Origin of the sequence: Streptomyces sp. NRRL F-525, from assembly GCF_000716605.1 — a bacterium.
GTDB lineage: Bacteria > Actinomycetota > Actinomycetes > Streptomycetales > Streptomycetaceae > Streptomyces.
Genome location: NZ_JNXE01000028.1, coordinates 87,967 through 104,462, shown reverse-complemented (window position 1 = coordinate 104,462; position 16,496 = coordinate 87,967). Strand labels below are relative to the sequence as shown.

Annotated in this window: 14 protein-coding genes; 6 read left to right on the top strand and 8 right to left on the bottom strand. The window is 69.1% G+C overall.

Translation table 11 applies throughout. From position 1 onward, the window contains the following. Positions 1-62: 62 nt before the first annotated feature. Positions 63-227 carry a hypothetical protein gene (locus tag OO69_RS52600; RefSeq protein WP_019067731.1) on the top strand — a complete coding sequence of 55 codons (165 nt, stop codon included), beginning with the start codon at positions 63-65 and terminating at the stop codon, positions 225-227. 82 nt (positions 228-309) lie between these two features. On the opposite strand, the gene dnaE is transcribed toward OO69_RS52600, so the two are convergent. Then, the gene (gene dnaE / locus OO69_RS32695; protein WP_033284478.1) at positions 310-3,849 is read right to left on the bottom strand and encodes a DNA polymerase III subunit alpha; all 3,540 of its coding nucleotides are present in this window, start codon (positions 3,847-3,849) and stop codon (positions 310-312) included. Positions 3,850-4,036: 187 nt separating this feature from the next. Here dnaE and OO69_RS32690 point away from each other — a divergent pair, with 187 nt between their 5' ends. From OO69_RS32690 to OO69_RS32675, 4 genes are all read left to right on the top strand, one after another. Continuing rightward, positions 4,037-5,362 carry a DUF2252 domain-containing protein gene (locus tag OO69_RS32690; protein WP_033284477.1) on the top strand — a complete coding sequence of 442 codons (1,326 nt, stop codon included), beginning with the start codon at positions 4,037-4,039 and terminating at the stop codon, positions 5,360-5,362. A 68-nt stretch (positions 5,363-5,430) separates the two neighbouring features. Further along, entirely contained in the window at positions 5,431-6,120 is a 690-nt protein-coding gene (locus OO69_RS32685; RefSeq protein WP_033284476.1) for a hypothetical protein, read from the top strand. A gap of 86 nt (positions 6,121-6,206) precedes the next feature. Beyond that, a complete protein-coding gene (locus tag OO69_RS32680) occupies positions 6,207-7,019 on the top strand; it encodes a thioredoxin domain-containing protein (protein WP_033284520.1) in 813 nt (270 codons plus the stop codon). Between the two features lie 102 nt (positions 7,020-7,121). Then, on the top strand, positions 7,122-8,783 hold the full coding sequence (locus OO69_RS32675; protein WP_033284475.1) for an alkaline phosphatase D family protein: 1,662 nt from the start codon (positions 7,122-7,124) through the stop codon (positions 8,781-8,783). Here OO69_RS32675 and OO69_RS32670 read toward each other — a convergent pair whose 3' ends face one another. Beyond that, positions 8,784-9,353, bottom strand: a complete 570-nt coding sequence (locus OO69_RS32670; protein WP_033284474.1) for a dienelactone hydrolase family protein — start codon at positions 9,351-9,353, stop codon at positions 8,784-8,786. Positions 9,354-9,382: 29 nt separating this feature from the next. Between OO69_RS32670 and OO69_RS32665 the strand changes: the two genes are divergently transcribed. Continuing rightward, positions 9,383-10,489 carry a mechanosensitive ion channel family protein gene (locus OO69_RS32665; protein WP_033284473.1) on the top strand — a complete coding sequence of 369 codons (1,107 nt, stop codon included), beginning with the start codon at positions 9,383-9,385 and terminating at the stop codon, positions 10,487-10,489. Positions 10,490-10,595: 106 nt separating this feature from the next. On the opposite strand, the gene OO69_RS32660 is transcribed toward OO69_RS32665, so the two are convergent. The 6 genes from OO69_RS32660 to OO69_RS32635 all read right to left on the bottom strand — a co-directional run bounded on the left by OO69_RS32660 (position 10,596) and on the right by OO69_RS32635 (position 16,422). Continuing rightward, a complete protein-coding gene (locus OO69_RS32660) occupies positions 10,596-11,336 on the bottom strand; it encodes an SDR family NAD(P)-dependent oxidoreductase (protein ID WP_033284472.1) in 741 nt (246 codons plus the stop codon). A gap of 147 nt (positions 11,337-11,483) precedes the next feature. Beyond that, positions 11,484-13,070 (bottom strand): Na+/H+ antiporter, encoded by a 1,587-nt coding sequence (locus OO69_RS32655; RefSeq protein ID WP_033284471.1) that lies wholly within the window; start codon positions 13,068-13,070, stop codon positions 11,484-11,486. Positions 13,071-13,174: 104 nt separating this feature from the next. Further along, positions 13,175-13,645: a GNAT family N-acetyltransferase gene (locus OO69_RS32650; RefSeq protein ID WP_033284470.1), complete on the bottom strand. Its 471-nt coding sequence runs from the start codon at positions 13,643-13,645 to the stop codon at positions 13,175-13,177. Continuing rightward, positions 13,642-14,586: an RluA family pseudouridine synthase gene (locus OO69_RS32645; RefSeq protein WP_033284519.1), complete on the bottom strand. Its 945-nt coding sequence runs from the start codon at positions 14,584-14,586 to the stop codon at positions 13,642-13,644. Before OO69_RS32645 ends, OO69_RS32650 begins: the two co-directional genes overlap by 4 nt. A 76-nt stretch (positions 14,587-14,662) precedes the next feature. Continuing rightward, complete coding sequence (gene lspA, locus OO69_RS32640; RefSeq protein ID WP_033284469.1) at positions 14,663-15,241, bottom strand: signal peptidase II; 579 nt, start codon at positions 15,239-15,241, stop codon at positions 14,663-14,665. A gap of 74 nt (positions 15,242-15,315) precedes the next feature. Next, positions 15,316-16,422, bottom strand: a complete 1,107-nt coding sequence (locus OO69_RS32635; RefSeq protein ID WP_051801337.1) for a TraR/DksA family transcriptional regulator — start codon at positions 16,420-16,422, stop codon at positions 15,316-15,318. Positions 16,423-16,496: the final 74 nt, after the last annotated feature.

The window sequence follows — 16,496 nt, the reverse complement described above, 5'->3', positions numbered from 1 at the left end:
TCAGGCTATGTGAATCTGGTCGCGGCCCTGGCCCCTAGATCCCCCTCAGGAGGCAGATCACCATGGCCAAGAACAAGCACCGTGACCGCAAGCAGCCGCAGTCCGAGCGCGCCCAGGAGCAGGCCACGTCGTCCTCGATGGAGGCACAGGCCGAACAGCGCATATCCCAGGCGACGCCGAGCGACATGGCCCGCAAGGGCAAGCAGAAGCGCTTCGGTCACAACTGAGGCCTGCTTTAAGGGTTGTTGAACGACTGAGGGGCGCATCCGTTGGCGGATGCGCCCCTCAGTCCTGTCCGTACGCCTGTTGCTAGCCCGCCAGGCAGGCCGCGCCGAGCAGCACCTTCAAGTCGCCGAACAGCGCCGGGTCGGGCTTCACCCGGTGCTTGTCCAGACGCAGGATCGTGGTCTTGGTCGGGCCCTGGAGCTTGATGCGGACCTCGCTGTCGCCCCGGTGGTGGCTGAGGATCTCACCGAGCCTGCTGACCATCGGCGGAGTGACCCGGGTCGCCGGGATGGTGAGGATCACGGGCGCGTTGGTGCCCACGTTCGACACGTCCGGGACCTGCATCTCCATCGCGACCAGGCGCGGCACGTCCTCGCGCTTGTCGAGGCGGCCCTTGACGAACACGATGGTGTCCTCGACGAGTTGGGTCGACACCAGCTGGTAGGACGCCGGGAAGAACATGCACTCGATGGAGCCCGCGAGGTCCTCGACGGTGGCGATCGCCCAGGCGTTGCCCTGCTTGGTCATCTTGCGCTGGAGGCCCGAGATGATGCCGCCGATGGTGACGACCGCGCCGTCCCCGTGCTCACCTCCGGTGAGCTGGGCGATGCCCGCGTCGGCCTTGTCGGACAGCACGTGCTCCAGGCCGAAGAGCGGGTGGTCGGAGACGTACAGACCGAGCATCTCCCGCTCCTGGGCGAGGAGATACGTCTTCTCCCACTCGTCGGTGGTGAACTCCACGTCGAGTCCGAAGCCGGGCTCGCTGGTGTCCTCCTCGCCCATGCCCCCGAAGAGGTCGAACTGCCCCTCGGCCTCCTTGCGCTTGACCGCCACCACGTTGTCGATCATCGGCTCGAAGTGCGCGGTGAGGCCCTTGCGGGTGTGCCCCAGGGTGTCGAACGCCCCGGCCTTGATGAGGGATTCGGTGGTCCGCTTGTTGCAGGCGGCGGCCTCGACCTTGTCCAGGTAGTCGGGGAACGAGCCGTACTTCCCCTTCGCCTTGCGGGACCGGATGATCGAATCCACCACGTTCGTACCGACGTTGCGCACGGCCTCCAGGCCGAAGAGGATCACGTCGTCGCCCTGGGCGGCGAAGTTGTGCACCGACTCGTTGACGTTCGGCGGGAGCACCTTGATCTTCATGCGGCGGCACTCGTTCAGGTAGATCGCGGACTTGTCCTTGTCGTCCTTGACCGAGGTGAGCAGCGCCGCCATGTACTCGGCCGGGTAGTTGGCCTTCAGGTAGGCGGTCCAGTACGAGACCAGGCCGTACGCGGCGGAGTGCGCCTTGTTGAACGCGTAGCCCGCGAAGGGGACCAGGACGTCCCACAGGCCCTGGATCGCCTCGTCGCTGTAGCCGTTCTTCTTGGCGCCCGCCTGGAAGATGGTGAAGTTCTTCGCCAGCTCGTCGGGCTTCTTCTTGCCCATCACGCGGCGCAGGATGTCGGCCTCGCCGAGCGAGTAACCGGCGACGATCTGGGCGGCCTTCTGCACCTGCTCCTGGTACACGATCAGGCCGTAGGTCACCGCGAGGACCTCCTCGAGGGGCTCCTCCAGCTCCTTGTGGATCGGGGTGATCTCCTGGCGCTTGTTCTTGCGCTCGGCGTAGTTGATGTGCGAGTTCATGCCCATCGGGCCCGGGCGGTACAGGGCCGACACGGCGGAGATGTCCTCGAAGTTGTCGGGCTGCATCTGGCGCAGCAGCGAGCGCATCGGGCCGCCGTCGAACTGGAAGACGCCCAACGTGTCGCCGCGGCAGAGCAGTTCGAAGGTCTTGGGGTCGTCGAGCGGGAGGGCGAGCATCTCCAGGTCGATGCCCTTGTTGGACTTCACCATCTTGATGGCGTCGTCCATGATCGTGAGGTTGCGCAGGCCCAGGAAGTCCATCTTCAGCAGGCCGAGCGACTCGCACTGCGGGTAGTCCCACTGCGTGATGGTCACGCCGTCCGTGTGGCGGACCCACACCGGGGCGTGGTCGACGATGGGCTCGCTGGACATGATGACGCCGGCCGCGTGCACGCCCATCTGCCGGACCAGGCCCTCGACGCCCTTGGCGGTGTCGATGACCTTCTTGACGTCCGGCTCGTTCTCGTACATCCCGCGGATCTCGCCCGCCTCGCCGTAGCGGGGGTGCTTGGGGTCGGTGATGCCGGAGAGGTCGATGCCCTTGCCGAGGACGTCGGCGGGCATCGCCTTGGTGAGCCGGTCGCCCATCGCGTACGGGTAGCCCAGCACGCGCGCGGAGTCCTTGATGGCGTTCTTGGCCTTGATCTTGCCGTAGGTGCCGATCATGGCGACCTTGTCGGCGCCGTACTTCTCCGTCACGTACCGGATCACCTCGACGCGCCGACGCTCGTCGAAGTCGATGTCGACATCGGGCATGGAGACGCGCTCGGGGTTCAGGAACCGCTCGAAGATCAGGCCGTGCGGGATCGGGTCGAGGTCGGTGATGCCCATGGCGTACGCGACGATCGAACCGGCCGCGGAACCACGGCCGGGGCCGACCGCGATGCCGTTGTTCTTCGCCCACATGATGAAGTCGGCGACGACGAGGAAGTAGCCCGGGAACCCCATCTGGATGATGACGTCCATCTCGTAGTCCGCCTGCTTCTGGCGGTCGTCGGGGATGCCGTTCGGGAAACGGCGCTCCATGCCCCGGCGCACCTCCTCCTTGAACCAGGTGACCTCGGTGAACCCGTCCGGGATGTCGAACTTGGGCATGAGGTTCTTGGCCTCGAACATGCCGGAGGTGTCGATCTGTTCGGCGACCAGGAGGGTGTTGCGGCAGCCCTCCTGCCAGGCGTCCGAGGAGTCGACGGCGTACATCTCGTCGGTGGACTTCAGGTAGTAGCCGGTGCCGTCGAAGCGGAAGCGGTCCGGGTCGGAGAGGTTCTTGCCGGTCTGGATGCAGAGCAGGGCGTCGTGCGCGACCGACTCGTGGGCGTACGTGTAGTGCGAGTCGTTCGTCACCAGGGGCGGGATGCCGAGCTTCTTGCCGATGTCCAACAGGCCGTCACGGACCCGGTGTTCGATCTCGATGCCGTGGTCCATCAGCTCCAGGAAGTAACGGTCCTTGCCGAAGATGTCCTGGTACTCGGCCGCCGCCTTCAGGGCCTCGTCGTACTGGCCCAGGCGCAGCCGGGTCTGGAGCTCGCCGGAGGGGCAGCCGGTGGAGGCGATGAGCCCCTCGGACCACTGGGAGATGGTCTCCTTGTCCATGCGCGGCCACTTCTGGAGCCAGCCCTCGGCGTACGCGTCCGAGGACAGCTTGAAGAGGTTGTGCAGGCCCGTCTTGTTCGCCGCCCAGATCGTCTTGTGGGTGTAACCACCGGAACCGGACACGTCGTCGCGCTTCTGGTGCGGCTGGCCCCACTGGATCTTGCGCTTGTTGCGCCGCGACTCGGGGGCGACGTACGCCTCGATGCCGATGATCGGGGTGACGCCCGCCTTCTTCGCCGTGTGGAAGAAGTCGTAGGCCCCGTGCAGGTTGCCGTGGTCGGACATCGCGATATGGGTCATGCCCATCTCGTTGCACGCGTCGAACATGTCCTTCAGCCGCGCGGCACCGTCCAGGAGCGAGTACTGGGTGTGGACATGCAGGTGCGTGAACGGCGGCTTTGACACGGCTTGGCCTCCAGGGATAACAGGGGAAACGATCGACAAAGTGCGGCGGACGGTCTGGGGGGACGAGACCGAATCCTATGCCTGACCACTGACACATGGCGGGCACTCCCGCGTACCTTCAAGCGTTGGAAAGTGACGACAGACCCGTCACATGTCACGTACCACCCGTACCAGGAGGCACAGAGCGATGTCGGTTCCGCAGCTCAACGACGAGCACCGCGGCGAGGAGATCCTTGCCGTCTTCGACACCGCCTTCGGCGAGCTCCTGGCCGCCGACCCGGCCGCGTTCCGCGTGAAGTTCCGGAAGATGGCAGCCTCGGCGTTCGCGTTCTACCGGGGCACGGCGTGCCTCTTCTACCACGACCTGGACGCCGAGAAGCGGGGCGGCCCGTACCTGGACGACCGCACCTCGCGCGTGTGGATCCACGGCGACCTGCACGCCGAGAACTTCGGCACGTACATGGACTCGAACGGCCGGCTGGTCTTCAACGTCAACGACTTCGACGAGGCCTACGTCGGCCCCTTCACCTGGGACCTCAAGCGCTTCGCCGCCTCCGTGGCGCTGATCGGGTACGCGAAGGCGCTCAGTGACGAGCAGATCACCGAGCTGGTGCAGGTCTACGCGGGCGCGTACCGCGAGCGGATCCACGCGCTGGCGACCGGCGCGAAGAGCGACGAGGTGCCGCCGTTCACGCTGGACACGGCCGACGGCCCGCTGCTGGGCGCGCTGCGCACGGCCCGCTCGCTGACCCGCTTCGAGCTGCTGGACTCGATGACGGAGATCCGTGACTTCGAGCGCCGGTTCGCGTCGGGCGGCGGCTCCATCGAGCTGGACGCGGCGACCCGGTACAAGGTCCTCGCCGCCTTCGACGGCTACCTGGAGACGCTCCCGGAGTCCTCCCTGGACCGCCCGGACTCGTACCGCGTGAAGGACGTCGTCGGCCGCCGGGGCATCGGCATCGGCTCGGCCGGGCTGCCGTCGTACAACATCCTCCTGGAGGGCAACAGCGACGCCCTGGAGAACGATGTGGTGATCTACATCAAGCAGGCCCAGACGCCGGCCGTCTCGCGGCACATCACGGACGCGGCGATCCGGGACTACTTCCAGCACGAGGGCCACCGCACGGTGATCTCCCAGCGCGCCCTCCAGGCGCACGCGGACCCGTGGCTGGGCTGGACCGAGCTGGGCGGGACCGGGCAGCTGGTCGCCGAGGTGTCGCCGTACGCGGTGGACCTGGACTGGAGCGACATCGACGACCCGGAGGAGATCGCCGCCGTCGTCGCCGACCTCGGGCGGGCCACGGCGACGATGCACGCGGCGGCCGACGACCAGTCCGGCGAGTCCCTGGTGCCGTTCTCCACGGAGCGGGCCATCGACGCGGCGATCGCGGCCGACGAGGACGGCTTCGCGGGCGTGCTCGTCGACTTCGCGCACAGCTACGGCGCACGCGCGCGTGCCGACCACCAGACCTTCGTCGACCTGTTCCGCAACGGCCGGATTCCGGGTCTGTAACCATCCGTACGCTCACAGGAACCCTTTAGGGGTCCCTTACCGGAGCACGTGACAGACTCTCCTCCGCTATGGACATATCCGGGATCCAGCTCAGGGCCGTACGCGCGGCGCTGTTCACGGCACTGGTCGTGACGCTCAGCACCGCGTCGCACGTGCTGCTGTCCCGGGCCCCGCTTCCGCTCGGCACGGTGGCGGCGATCGCCGCCACCGTGTTCGTCATCGCGTACGCGCTCGCGGGCCGCGAGCGCGGCTTCGGCCGGATCGCCGCCCTCCTGATCCCGCTGGAGCTGGCCGCCGACACGGTCTTCACCACCGGCCAGCACGCCTGCTACGGCAGGGCGGGCGGCCCGGTCGCCGGACCGCTGCGCGCGGTCGGCCTGGACGTGCTGTGCAGCGGCGGCGACGTGGGCACCTCGCTGGCCCGCGTGACCGGCGATCCCCATCAGGCGGCGGCGCTCCTCACGCACACCGACGCCACCGCCGCCTGGCTGCTGCTCGGCGCGCACATCGGTGTCGGGCTGCTGGCCGCCGCCTATCTGCGCCGCGGCGAGCGCGCGATCTCCGAACTGCTGCGCGCGGCCACGGCGGTCGGCTTCCGCCCGCTGCTCCTGGCCGTCGCCGCGGTGACGGGCCGCCGCACCGCGCCGGTCCGCCGGCTGCCGCGCGGCACGCACCGCATCGCCACCGCCCGTGAGCGGCTGCTGGTGCACTCCCTGGGACGGCGTGGACCGCCGTGCTCGGTCCTCCTCGCGGTCTGAACACCCCACAGGTACCTGAGCACACATCAGTCCCCCACACGTATTCCGCGTACGACGTGTACGCGTCCCATATGGAGATCACCAACATGAGCAAGCGGAACAGCGCGGCGGCGAAGACGGCGGCCCGTGAGCGGCTGCGCGCCGAGCGCGAGAAGCAGGCCAAGCGCGCCAAGGTCAGGCGGCAACTCATAGTCGCCGCCTCGGTCGTCGGCGTCCTCGCGATAGCCGGCGGCATCGGCTACGCCGTCGTACAGAACAACAAGCCCACCTACTGGGAGTCGGCGAAGGACGACAAGCTCGTCAAGCCGGCCAACACCACCGGCACCAACGGCACCACGGTCGTCCTCGGCAAGAGCACCGCCAAGAAGACCCTGGTCATGTACGAGGACCCGCGCTGCCCGATCTGCGCCCAGTTCGAGCAGACCGTCGGCTCGACCGTGAAGAGCGACTGGGACGCCGGCAAGTTCAAGATCCAGTACGTCGGCGCCACGTTCATCGACAACAAGGACAACGGCGAGGGCTCGAAGAACGCGCTGAGCGCCATGGGCGCCGCGCTGAACGTCAGCCCCGAGGCGTTCCTCGAGTACAAGACCGCGCTCTACTCGACGAAGTACCACCCGGACGAGACGACCGACAAGTTCAAGGACGACGCGTACCTGATCAAGGTCGCGAACACCGTCCCCGCCCTGAAGAACAACGCGGCCTTCCAGAAGGCCGTGAAGGCGGGCACCTACGACAAGTGGGCGCTGGACATGTCCGCGACGTTCGACAAGAGCGGGGTCACCGGCACTCCGACCCTGAAGATGGACGGCAAGACGCTGACCGGCTCGGACGGCACGAACGCGCCGATGACGGTGGCCGACTTCACCACGGCGATCACGGCGGCCCTCAAGGCCTGAGCCTTGTCGTAGGACGCTGTTGCACGACGCGCAGTCGAAGAGCGGGCGAACTTTTACGAGTTCGCCCGCTCTCGTTAATACTGATCAGTAACCTGTTCGCTCGTGACCAGTCGATACAGAGCACCCGAGAGCGTCAACTCGCCCTCCCCGCGCCGCCGTACGGTCGTCAAGGCCGCGGCCGCCACCGCCGTCCTGGCCGGCCCGCTGATCGCCGCGCTCCCCGCAGGGGCCGCCACCGACACCCCTTCCTTCCTGCACGGAGTCGCCTCCGGGGACCCGCTCCCGGACGGCATCCTCCTGTGGACCCGGGTGACGCCCACCGCCGAGGCGGTCCCGGGCTCGGGGCTCGGCCCGGACACCGAGGTGAGTTGGACAGTCGCCACCGACAAGGCGTTCACGAACGTCGTCTCCCGGGGCTCCCTCACCGCGACCGCCGCCTCCGACCACACCGTGAAGGCCGACATCCGCGGCCTGGCCCCGGCCACGGACTACTGGTTCCGCTTCTCGGCCGGTGGCACCGACTCCCCGGCGGCGCGCACCCGCACCGCGCCGGCGGCGGACGCGACCGTGACCGGCCTGCGCTTCGGCGTCGTCACCTGCGCCAACTGGGAGGCGGGCTACTTCTCGTCGTACCGCCATCTCGCGGCCCGCAACGATCTCGACGCGTGGCTGCACCTGGGCGACTACATCTACGAGTACAAGTCCGGCGAGTACGCGGCGCGCGGCACGGTCGTACGGCAGCACGCGCCACTGAACGAGATCATCACGCTCGCCGACTACCGCACCCGACACGGCAAGTACAAGACCGACCCGGATCTCCAGGCGCTGCACACCAAGGCACCGGTCATCGCGATCTGGGACGACCACGAGTTCGCCGACAACGCCTGGTCCGGCGGCGCGGTCAACCACACCGAGGGCGCCGAGGGAACCTGGACAGCCCGTCAAGCGGCCGCGAAACAGGCGTACTTCGAGTGGATGCCGGTCCGCCCGGCGATCGCGGGCACCACCTACCGCCGTCTGCGCTTCGGCAAGTTGGCGGACCTCTCGCTCCTCGACCTGCGGTCCTTCCGTTCGCAGCAGGCGAGTTCGGGCAGCGGTTCGGTCGACGACCCGGACCGTACGATCACGGGACGCGCCCAACTCGACTGGCTGAAGGCCGGGTTGAAGGCGTCGGACACCAAGTGGCGGCTGGTCGGCAACTCCGTGATGATCGCGCCGTTCGTCATCGGCTCGCTCACCGCCGACCTGCTCAAACCGCTCGCCAAGCTGCTGGACCTGCCGCAGGACGGCATAGGCGTCAACACCGACCAGTGGGACGGCTACACCGACGACCGCCGTGAACTCCTCGCGCATCTGCGCTCGAACGCGATCGGCAACACGGTCTTCCTCACCGGCGACATCCACATGTCCTGGGCCAACGACGTACCGGTGGACGCCGGCACGTACCCCCTGTCGCCGTCCGCGGCAACGGAGTTCGTGATCACGTCCGTGACCTCCGACAACCTCGACGACATCGTGAAGGTCCCCGAGGGCACGGTCTCCGCGCTCGCCGCACCGGTGATCCAGCTCGCCAACCGGCACGTGCACTGGGTCGACACGGACCGCCACGGCTACGGCGTCCTGGACATCACGGCCGACCGCGCGCAGATGGACTACTACGTCCTGTCCGACCGCACCTCGGCGACCGCGACCTCGTCCTGGGAGCGGTCGTACCGGACGCGGAGCGGCACGCAGAAGGTGGAGCGGACGTACGACCCCGTGTAGTTACAGCGTTTCGAGGAAACCGAGCGCCACCCGCCAGGTGGCCTCGGCGGCCTCCTCGTCGTAGTCCGGGAGGTCGGGGTCGGTGTACAGGTGGCCGGCTCCGGCGTACCGGTAGATCTCCACGTCCGCGCCCGCCCTGCCCATCTGGAGATACCAGGAGCTGAGCCAGTCGTCGGTCTCGAACTGGTCGGGCTCGGCGACGTGCAGCTGGACCGGCAGGTCGTCGACGGAGGCGGTGGCCGCGATGTCCGAGGTGCCGTGCAGGAGGAGCAGGCCGCGGGCCTTCTCGTCGCCGAGGGCGAGGGTCTGCGCGACGGAGGCGCCGAGCGAGAACCCGGCGTAGACGAGACCGCGCTCGGAGTACGGGGCGGCGGCCAGCACGGCCCGCTTGAGCACCTCGTCCTTGCCGATCCCGTCGTTGAAGGCCATGCCCTCCTCGACCGTCTCGAACGTCTGCCCCTCGAAGAGGTCCGGGGTCCACACCTCGTGGCCCGCCGCGCGCAGCCGCTCGGCGGCGTCACGCACCGCCGGCCGGAGACCGTACGTGGAGTGGAAGAGCATGATGTTCATGAAGCCATCGTGCCAGTACGGTCGGACACATGGAGAACGTACTGCGCCCGCTGATCGTCATCGGCGGCTCCGTCGTCCTCACGCTGCTCATCGGCTGGGTCACCGACCTGCTGCTGCGCAAGGCGGACGCCCGGCACGACGACACCACCCTGTGGGGCCTGCTGCGCCGAGGCCGGGTCCCGTACCAGCTCGTACTCTGCGCGGCCTTCCTCAGAGCCTCCTACGACCAGGCACAGCTCCTGGAGGAACACCGGGTCGGCATCGGCCAGACCCTGACCCTGGTGCTGATCGGCGCCACCGCGTGGCTGATGATCCGGGTCGCGGCGGCGATCGTCGAATCGTCGTACGCCCGTTACGCCCGGGCCTCCCGCGACGCGGCCCGGGTCCGCCGGGTCCGGACCCAGGTGACGCTGATCACGCGGGTGGTGGCCGCGATCGTCGGCGTGGTGGCGGTCGCCGCGATGCTGCTGACGTTCCCGGCGATGCGCGCGGCCGGCGCGTCCCTGCTGGCTTCGGCGGGCGTCCTGGGCATCGTCGCCGGTGTAGCGGCCCAGTCCACCCTCGCCAACCTCTTCGCGGGACTGCAGATCGCCTTCGGTGACATGGTCCGCATCGGCGACACCGTGGTCGTGGACGGCGAGTGGGGCACGATCGAGGAGATCACCCTGACCTTCCTGACGGTCCGCACCTGGGACGAACGCCGGATCACCATGCCGGTGTCGTACTTCACGTCCAAACCCTTCGAGAACTGGTCCCGCGGCACCCCCCAGATGACCGGCATCGTCTACTTCCAGGTCGACCACTCGGCCCCGGTCGACGCGATGCGCACCCAGCTCCGCGAGATCCTCCGCGCCTGCCCCGCCTGGGACGGCCGCAGCTACGGCCTCGTCGTCACGGACACCACCCCGAACACGATGGAGGTCCGCGCCCTGGTCACGGCGAAGGACGCGGACGACATCTGGACGGTACGGGTCACCGTCCGCGAGCAGATGATCCGCTGGCTGTACGTGGAGCACCCGTACGCGTTGCCCCGCGTGAACACGGCGGACGCGGCACCGATCCCGGGCGAGGATCCGTCACCGAACGGCGCCACCACCCGCTCGGCTCACGAGCCTCCGGGCGGTAACCGGGGGTGAGGGTTGGGCGGGGCACCGCTGGCGGCTGGCCAGTCCCCGGCGCCAACCCCCGCGCCCATCAACGCCGTTGACCGGAACCAAACCCCCGCCACTCAGCCCCAACCCCTCAACGCCCCCGCTCAGCCCCGCCGTTGACCTGGATCACCTGCGAAGTCACATGCCCAGCGGCCGGAGACGCGAGCCAGTGCAAGGTCGCCGCGACATCCCCTGGCGTACCGGCCCGCCCGGTCGACGTGTCGTTGATGAGCCGTTCACGCCGGGCGGAATCGATCCGCGGCCCGAAGAACTCGGTGTCCTCGATGTACCCGGGCGCGACCACGTTCACGGTGATGCCGCGCGGGCCGAGATCCCGGGCCAGGTCGTAGGCGTACGGATGCAACGCGGCCTTGGCCCCGCCGTACGCCCCGCTGCCCGAACCCCGGTACGCGGCGATGGAGCTCACGAACAGCACCCGCCCGCCCGGTTCCGCGAGCCGCGGCTTCAGCGCCTCGGTGAGCAGCGCGGCGCTGAGGGTGTTGATGCGGAAGTTGACCGTCCAGTCGTGCGCGACACGGTCCAGCGGGTCACTGCTCGCGCTGGCCGGCTCCAACGCCCCGGTACCGCCCGCGCCGTGCACCAGCACATCCACGGTGCCGAACTCCTCGGCGACGAACCGCCCGACCCCGCGCACCACTTCGGGCTCACTCAAGTCCCCGGCGTACGTCAACGCCCCCGGTACCGCGGCCTTCTCCAACACCTCGCGCCGCCGCCCGAGCAGCAACACCCGATCCCCGTCACCCGCGAAGGCATGCGCCGCGGCGAGCCCAATTCCCGTACCACCACCACTGATTACTACGTTGCGAGCCATGGGGCGAGCGTACAAAGCGAACCGGGCGTTCCTCTCCCCCGTTAACAGGACTGCCATGCACGGCCGGAAGGCCGCCCACGGCGCCGTACGCCCACGAGAGCGTCCAGCCTCAATTGCCCGTGAACGGGCGGTGCTTGGGTGGGAGACTCACCTCAGACTACGCACGTCGAGATGCCGAAGCACCCGGTCCACGATCTCCGGATCCGCCCCCGGCTCGCTCCGCGCCGCCAGCACCTCGTGCCGAGCCGCGCTCATCATCTCCCCCTGGATCCGCCGCATCCGCTTCACCCGCTTCACCCGCTTCTCGTACGCCTCCCGCCGCTCCCCGTCCCCCACCTCGGGAGAGATCCGCACCCCGATGTCGAACGCCCGCCGCAACAACTGCTCGGACACCTCCTCCGGCAGTTCCTCCACGTCCTCGATCTCCCGCAGCCGCCGCTTCGCGGCCTTCGCCGCCCGCACCGCCAGCTCCTTCTCGAACGCCTTCTCGCTGTCGGTGTCGGCCCGCACCCCGAGCCGCTTCACCAGCCACGGCAGCGTGAGCCCCTGCAGCACCAGCGTCGCCATGATCACCCCGAACGCGATGAACACGATCTCGTCCCGGTCCGGGAACGCCGACCCGTCATCCATGGTCAGCGGAATCGCCAGCGCCAGCGCGACGGACGCCACCCCCCGCATCCCCGCCCACCACATGATCACGGTCTCCCGCCAGGACGTGGGGATCTCCTCGTCGTAGTCCCGCTTGGCGTGCAGCCGTTTCGTCAGCCAGGTCGCCGGCAGCAACCACGCCAGCCGTACGACGACCACGACCCCGACGATCGCCGCGGCCCAGCCGAGCATCTCGCCCCACCGCCCGGACGCCGTACGGATCGCGTTGTGCAGTTCGAGCCCGATGAGCCCGAACGCGACCCCGGTCACCAACGTGTCCACGACGTCCCACACGGTCGCCCCGGCGAGCCGCGTCAGCACGTCGTCGGCACCGAGCGAGTACTCGGCCAGGAACAGCGCGGTGGTCAGCACGGCGAGCACCCCGGAACCGTGCAGCTCGTCGGCCAGGACGTAGGAGGCGTACGGCACCAGCAGCGTCAGCCCGATCTGCAGCGTGGCGTCGTCGAGGGCCGACATCAGCTTGTTCGTGGCCCATCCCAGGACCACGCCGACCACTACGGCGACGACGGCGGACAGCACGAAGTCGAGCCCGGCACGCCAGAAGTGGAAGCTCCCGCTGACGGCGGCCGCGATTGCCACGTGGTACAGCACGATGGCCGTCACGTCGTTGAAGAGACCCTCACCCTCCAGGATCGACACCAGCCGCCGCGGCAGCCCCAGCTGCCCCGCGACGGCGGTCGCGGCGACCGGATCGGGCGGCGCCACCAGCGCGCCGAGCGCCACGGCGGCCGCTATCGGCAGCCCCGGCACGATCGCGCTCGCGACGGCGGCCACGGCGAGGGTGGTGACGAACACCAGCGCCACGGCCAGCAGGAAGATGGGCCGGATGTTGGCCGTGAACTGCCGCCAGGAGGTGCGCCGTACGGCCGCGTACAGCAGCGGCGGCAGCAACAGGGGCAGGATCAGATCGGGCGGGACGTTCACGTTCGGCACGAAGTCGGCCACCGCGAGGACTATCCCGAGGAGCGTCATGAGCACCGGCGCCGGCAGACCGAACCGGTCCCCCAGCGGGACGCTCACCACGGCCCCGAGCAACAGGACGAAAAGCAGGGCCAATTGATCCACGGTCAGGGCTCCGGCGGGATCTCGACGTTCACACAGCGGACGCCCCAGCCTGCCACGCCGCCCGCCCGACCAGCTCTTTCGACGCCCTCAGGTTGTGGAGCCCGTTACAGAGCGCGCCGCATCGCCCGGTGTGGAATCCCCGCGTCCGGAAACTCCGGCCCGTACGCCTCGTACCCGAGCCGTTCGTAGAACCCCAGCGCATGCGTCTGCGCGTGCAGATCCACGGCGGCCAGCCCACGCGCGCGTGCCGCGTCCTCGATGGCCCGCACCAGCGCGACCCCGACCCCCAGCCCCCGAGCCTCCTTGGTGACGGCCAGCCGCCCCAGTGACCCCACGGCCGGATCCCCACCGGTCTTCGCCGAGGCCGCCTCGCCGTACAACAGCCGCCCGGTCCCGAGCGGCACCCCGTCCTCACGCACGGCCAGCACATGCGTCGCTACGGCGTCGTAGTCGTCGTACTCGATCTCCTGGGCCACGCCCTGCTCGACGACGAAGACCTCCTTGCGCACCGCGAAGCAGGCCTCACGGTCGGCCGGGTCCTCGGCGACGCGCACCACGTAGGGCGTCGGACTCATGCGTACGTCTCCTCGCGCACCAGGTCCAGGGCCTGCTGGAGGTCGTCCGGGTAGCCGCTCTCGAACTCGACCCACTGGCCGTCGGCGGGGTGCTCGAACCCGAGCCGGACGGCGTGCAGCCACTGGCGGGTCAGGCGCAGCCGCTTGGCGAGCGTCGGGTCGGCGCCGTACGTCAGGTCGCCCACGCACGGGTGGCGGTGGGCCGCCATGTGCACGCGGATCTGGTGGGTGCGGCCGGTCTCCAGCTTCACGTCGAGCAGGGAGGCCGCGCGGAACGCCTCGATGAGGTCGTAGTGCGTGACGGACGGCTTGCCCTCGGCGGTGACCGCCCACTTGTAGTCGTGGTTCGGGTGGCGGCCGATGGGGGCGTCGATGGTGCCGCTCGTCGGGTCGGGGTGGCCCTGGACCAGCGTGTGGTACCGCTTGTCGACCGTGCGCTCCTTGAACTGGCGCTTCAGGGAGGTGTACGCCCGCTCCGACTTGGCGACGACCATCAGGCCGGAGGTGCCGACGTCGAGGCGGTGCACGATGCCCTGGCGCTCGGCGGCACCGGACGTCGAGATGCGGTACCCGGCGGCGGCGAGCCCGCCGATGACCGTCGTCCCGGTCCAGCCGGGGCTGGGGTGGGCGGCGACGCCGACCGGCTTCACGATCACGATCACGTCATCGTCGTCGTAGACGATCTCCATGCCCTCGACGGGCTCGGCGACGATCTGCACGGGCGCGGGCGCCTGGGGCATCTCGACCTCGAGCCAGGCCCCGCCGTGCACGCGCTCGGACTTCCCGACCACCGAGCCGTCGACCGTGACCTTCCCCGCCGCGGCCAGTTCGGCGGCCTTCGTACGGGAGAAGCCGAACATGCGGGAGATGGCGGCGTCGACACGCTCGCCCTCCAGGCCGTCGGGCACGGGCAGGTTTCGGATCTCGGGAACTGTACTCACCCGGTCGAGTATGCCGGACGGGTCCGACACCGCCTTACCGAAGCCCGCACGGCGGCCCGGACAGCGGCCCGCGCGGTCAGTCCTTGTGGACGGTGCCGTCCGGGTCCAGGCCGCGGAAGGAGAGCAGCACGATCAGGATGCCGCCGCACACGATCGCCGAGTCGGCGAGGTTGAACACGGCGAAGCCCTTGGGCGCGATGAAGTCGACGACCTCGCCCTGGAAGATGCCGGGCGAACGGAAGATCCGGTCGGTGAGGTTGCCGAGCGCACCGCCCAGCAGCAGGCCGAGCGCGATGGCCCACGGCAGGCTGTAGAGCTTGCGGGCCAGCCGGGCGATCACCACGATCACGGCGGCCGCGATCATCGTGAAGATGACCGTGAAGGCCGCGCCGAACCCGAAGGCGGCGCCCGGGTTGCGGATCGCGTGGAACTCCAGCCAGTCGCCGAAGACCTCGACCGGCGCGTGGTGCTCCAGCTTGGCGACCACGAGCAGCTTGCTGACCAGGTCGAGGGTGTACGCGAAGGCGGCCACCGCGAACAGCACGGCGATCCGGCGCTTCCCCCTGGGGGGCGACGCGGTGCCACCCTGCTCCGGCTCTGCCCCCGCCGCCTCTGGGGTATCCGGCGTACCGATGATGCGCTCCGCCTCTGCCACGTGAGTCCCTCGACCTAGGTGCCTAACTCAGGATGAGGGTACGGCACACCTGTCGGGGGCTTCAGTACCGGCGTTCAGTACCGCCGCTCCTGCTTCTGCTTGCACTCGACGCAGAGGGTGGCCCGGGGGAAGGCCTGCATGCGGGCCTTGCCGATCGGGTTGCCGCAGTTCTCGCACAGGCCGTAGGTGCCGGCGTCCAGCTTCCCCAGGGCGCGCTCGGTCTGGATCAGCATCTCGCGCGCGTTGGCGGCCAGCGCCATCTCGCTCTCCCGCGTGATGTTCTTGGTGCCGGTGTCGGCGTCGTCGTCGCCCGCGCCGTCCCCGGAGTCCCGCATCAGACCCGCGAGGGCCTGCTCGGTGGACGTGATCTCCTCGCTCAGCCGCGCGGCCTCGGACTGCAGCTCGGTACGGGCCTCCTCGACCTCCTCGGGCGTCCAGGGGTCCTCGCCGGGGCGCACCGCGAGCTCGCCGGGCACCGCCGCGACCCGCGCCTTCGGAACGGCCGTCTTCGCCGCCGTGGCCGTGCCAGGAGTCTTCTTCGCAACCACCGTCGTGGCTCCCGTCTGCTCCGCGGCCTGCGCCGCGCCCGCCTTTGCCTTCTTGGCCGCGCTCTTCTTCGTGCCGGTCGTGCTCTTCTTTGTGCCGGCCGTGCTCTTGGTTGCCGTTGTTCGCTTGGTGCTTGTGGCGCTATCCGTGCCGGTGACGCTCTTCGTGCCCGTGGTGCTCTCCGTAGAACTGCTCTTCGCGCTGGTGGTGCTCTCCGTAGGGCTGCTTTTCGTCGACGTGCTCTCCGGGGCGACGGTTTTCTTCCCGGCCGCCGTCTTCACGGCAGCCGTCTTCTCAGCCGCCTTCTTCGCGACCGTCTTCTTCACGGCCGTTTTCTTCGTCTCCGTAGCCTTCGGAGCGGCCGCCACCTTCGTGACCGCCGCCTTCGTAGCCCCCGCTTCCGTCCCCGTCCCCGTAGCCGCCCTCTTCGTAACGGTCGTCTTCGTAGCCGTCGCCTTCTTCGTCGCCGTGGATTTCGCGGTGCTCTTCCCGGCCGCCGCTTCCTTCGCCGCCGCCCCCTTCGCGGCCCCCGGTCTCTCGGCCCCTTCCCCGGTCGCCTTCTTCGAAGAAGCCGCCTTCGTAGCGACCGCCTTCTTCGCCGCGGTCTTCTTCGTTGCGGTCTTCTTCGCCACCATGGCCGCGGCCCCTTCACATTTTGTGATCACGCACGCGAATCGTGCTGGGACGATAAATCGACTTGAGTCCCGCG

Coding starts and splice junctions, on each gene's coding strand:
- OO69_RS52600 (WP_019067731.1), top strand. CDS start 63: ATGGCCAAGAACAAGCACCGTGACCGCAAGCAGCCGCAGTCCGAGCGC.
- OO69_RS32690 (WP_033284477.1), top strand. CDS start 4,037: ATGTCGGTTCCGCAGCTCAACGACGAGCACCGCGGCGAGGAGATCCTT.
- OO69_RS32685 (WP_033284476.1), top strand. CDS start 5,431: ATGGACATATCCGGGATCCAGCTCAGGGCCGTACGCGCGGCGCTGTTC.
- OO69_RS32680 (WP_033284520.1), top strand. CDS start 6,207: ATGAGCAAGCGGAACAGCGCGGCGGCGAAGACGGCGGCCCGTGAGCGG.
- OO69_RS32670 (WP_033284474.1), bottom strand. CDS start 9,353: ATGAACATCATGCTCTTCCACTCCACGTACGGTCTCCGGCCGGCGGTG.
- OO69_RS32665 (WP_033284473.1), top strand. CDS start 9,383: ATGGAGAACGTACTGCGCCCGCTGATCGTCATCGGCGGCTCCGTCGTC.
- OO69_RS32660 (WP_033284472.1), bottom strand. CDS start 11,336: ATGGCTCGCAACGTAGTAATCAGTGGTGGTGGTACGGGAATTGGGCTC.
- OO69_RS32650 (WP_033284470.1), bottom strand. CDS start 13,645: ATGAGTCCGACGCCCTACGTGGTGCGCGTCGCCGAGGACCCGGCCGAC.
- OO69_RS32635 (WP_051801337.1), bottom strand. CDS start 16,422: ATGGTGGCGAAGAAGACCGCAACGAAGAAGACCGCGGCGAAGAAGGCG.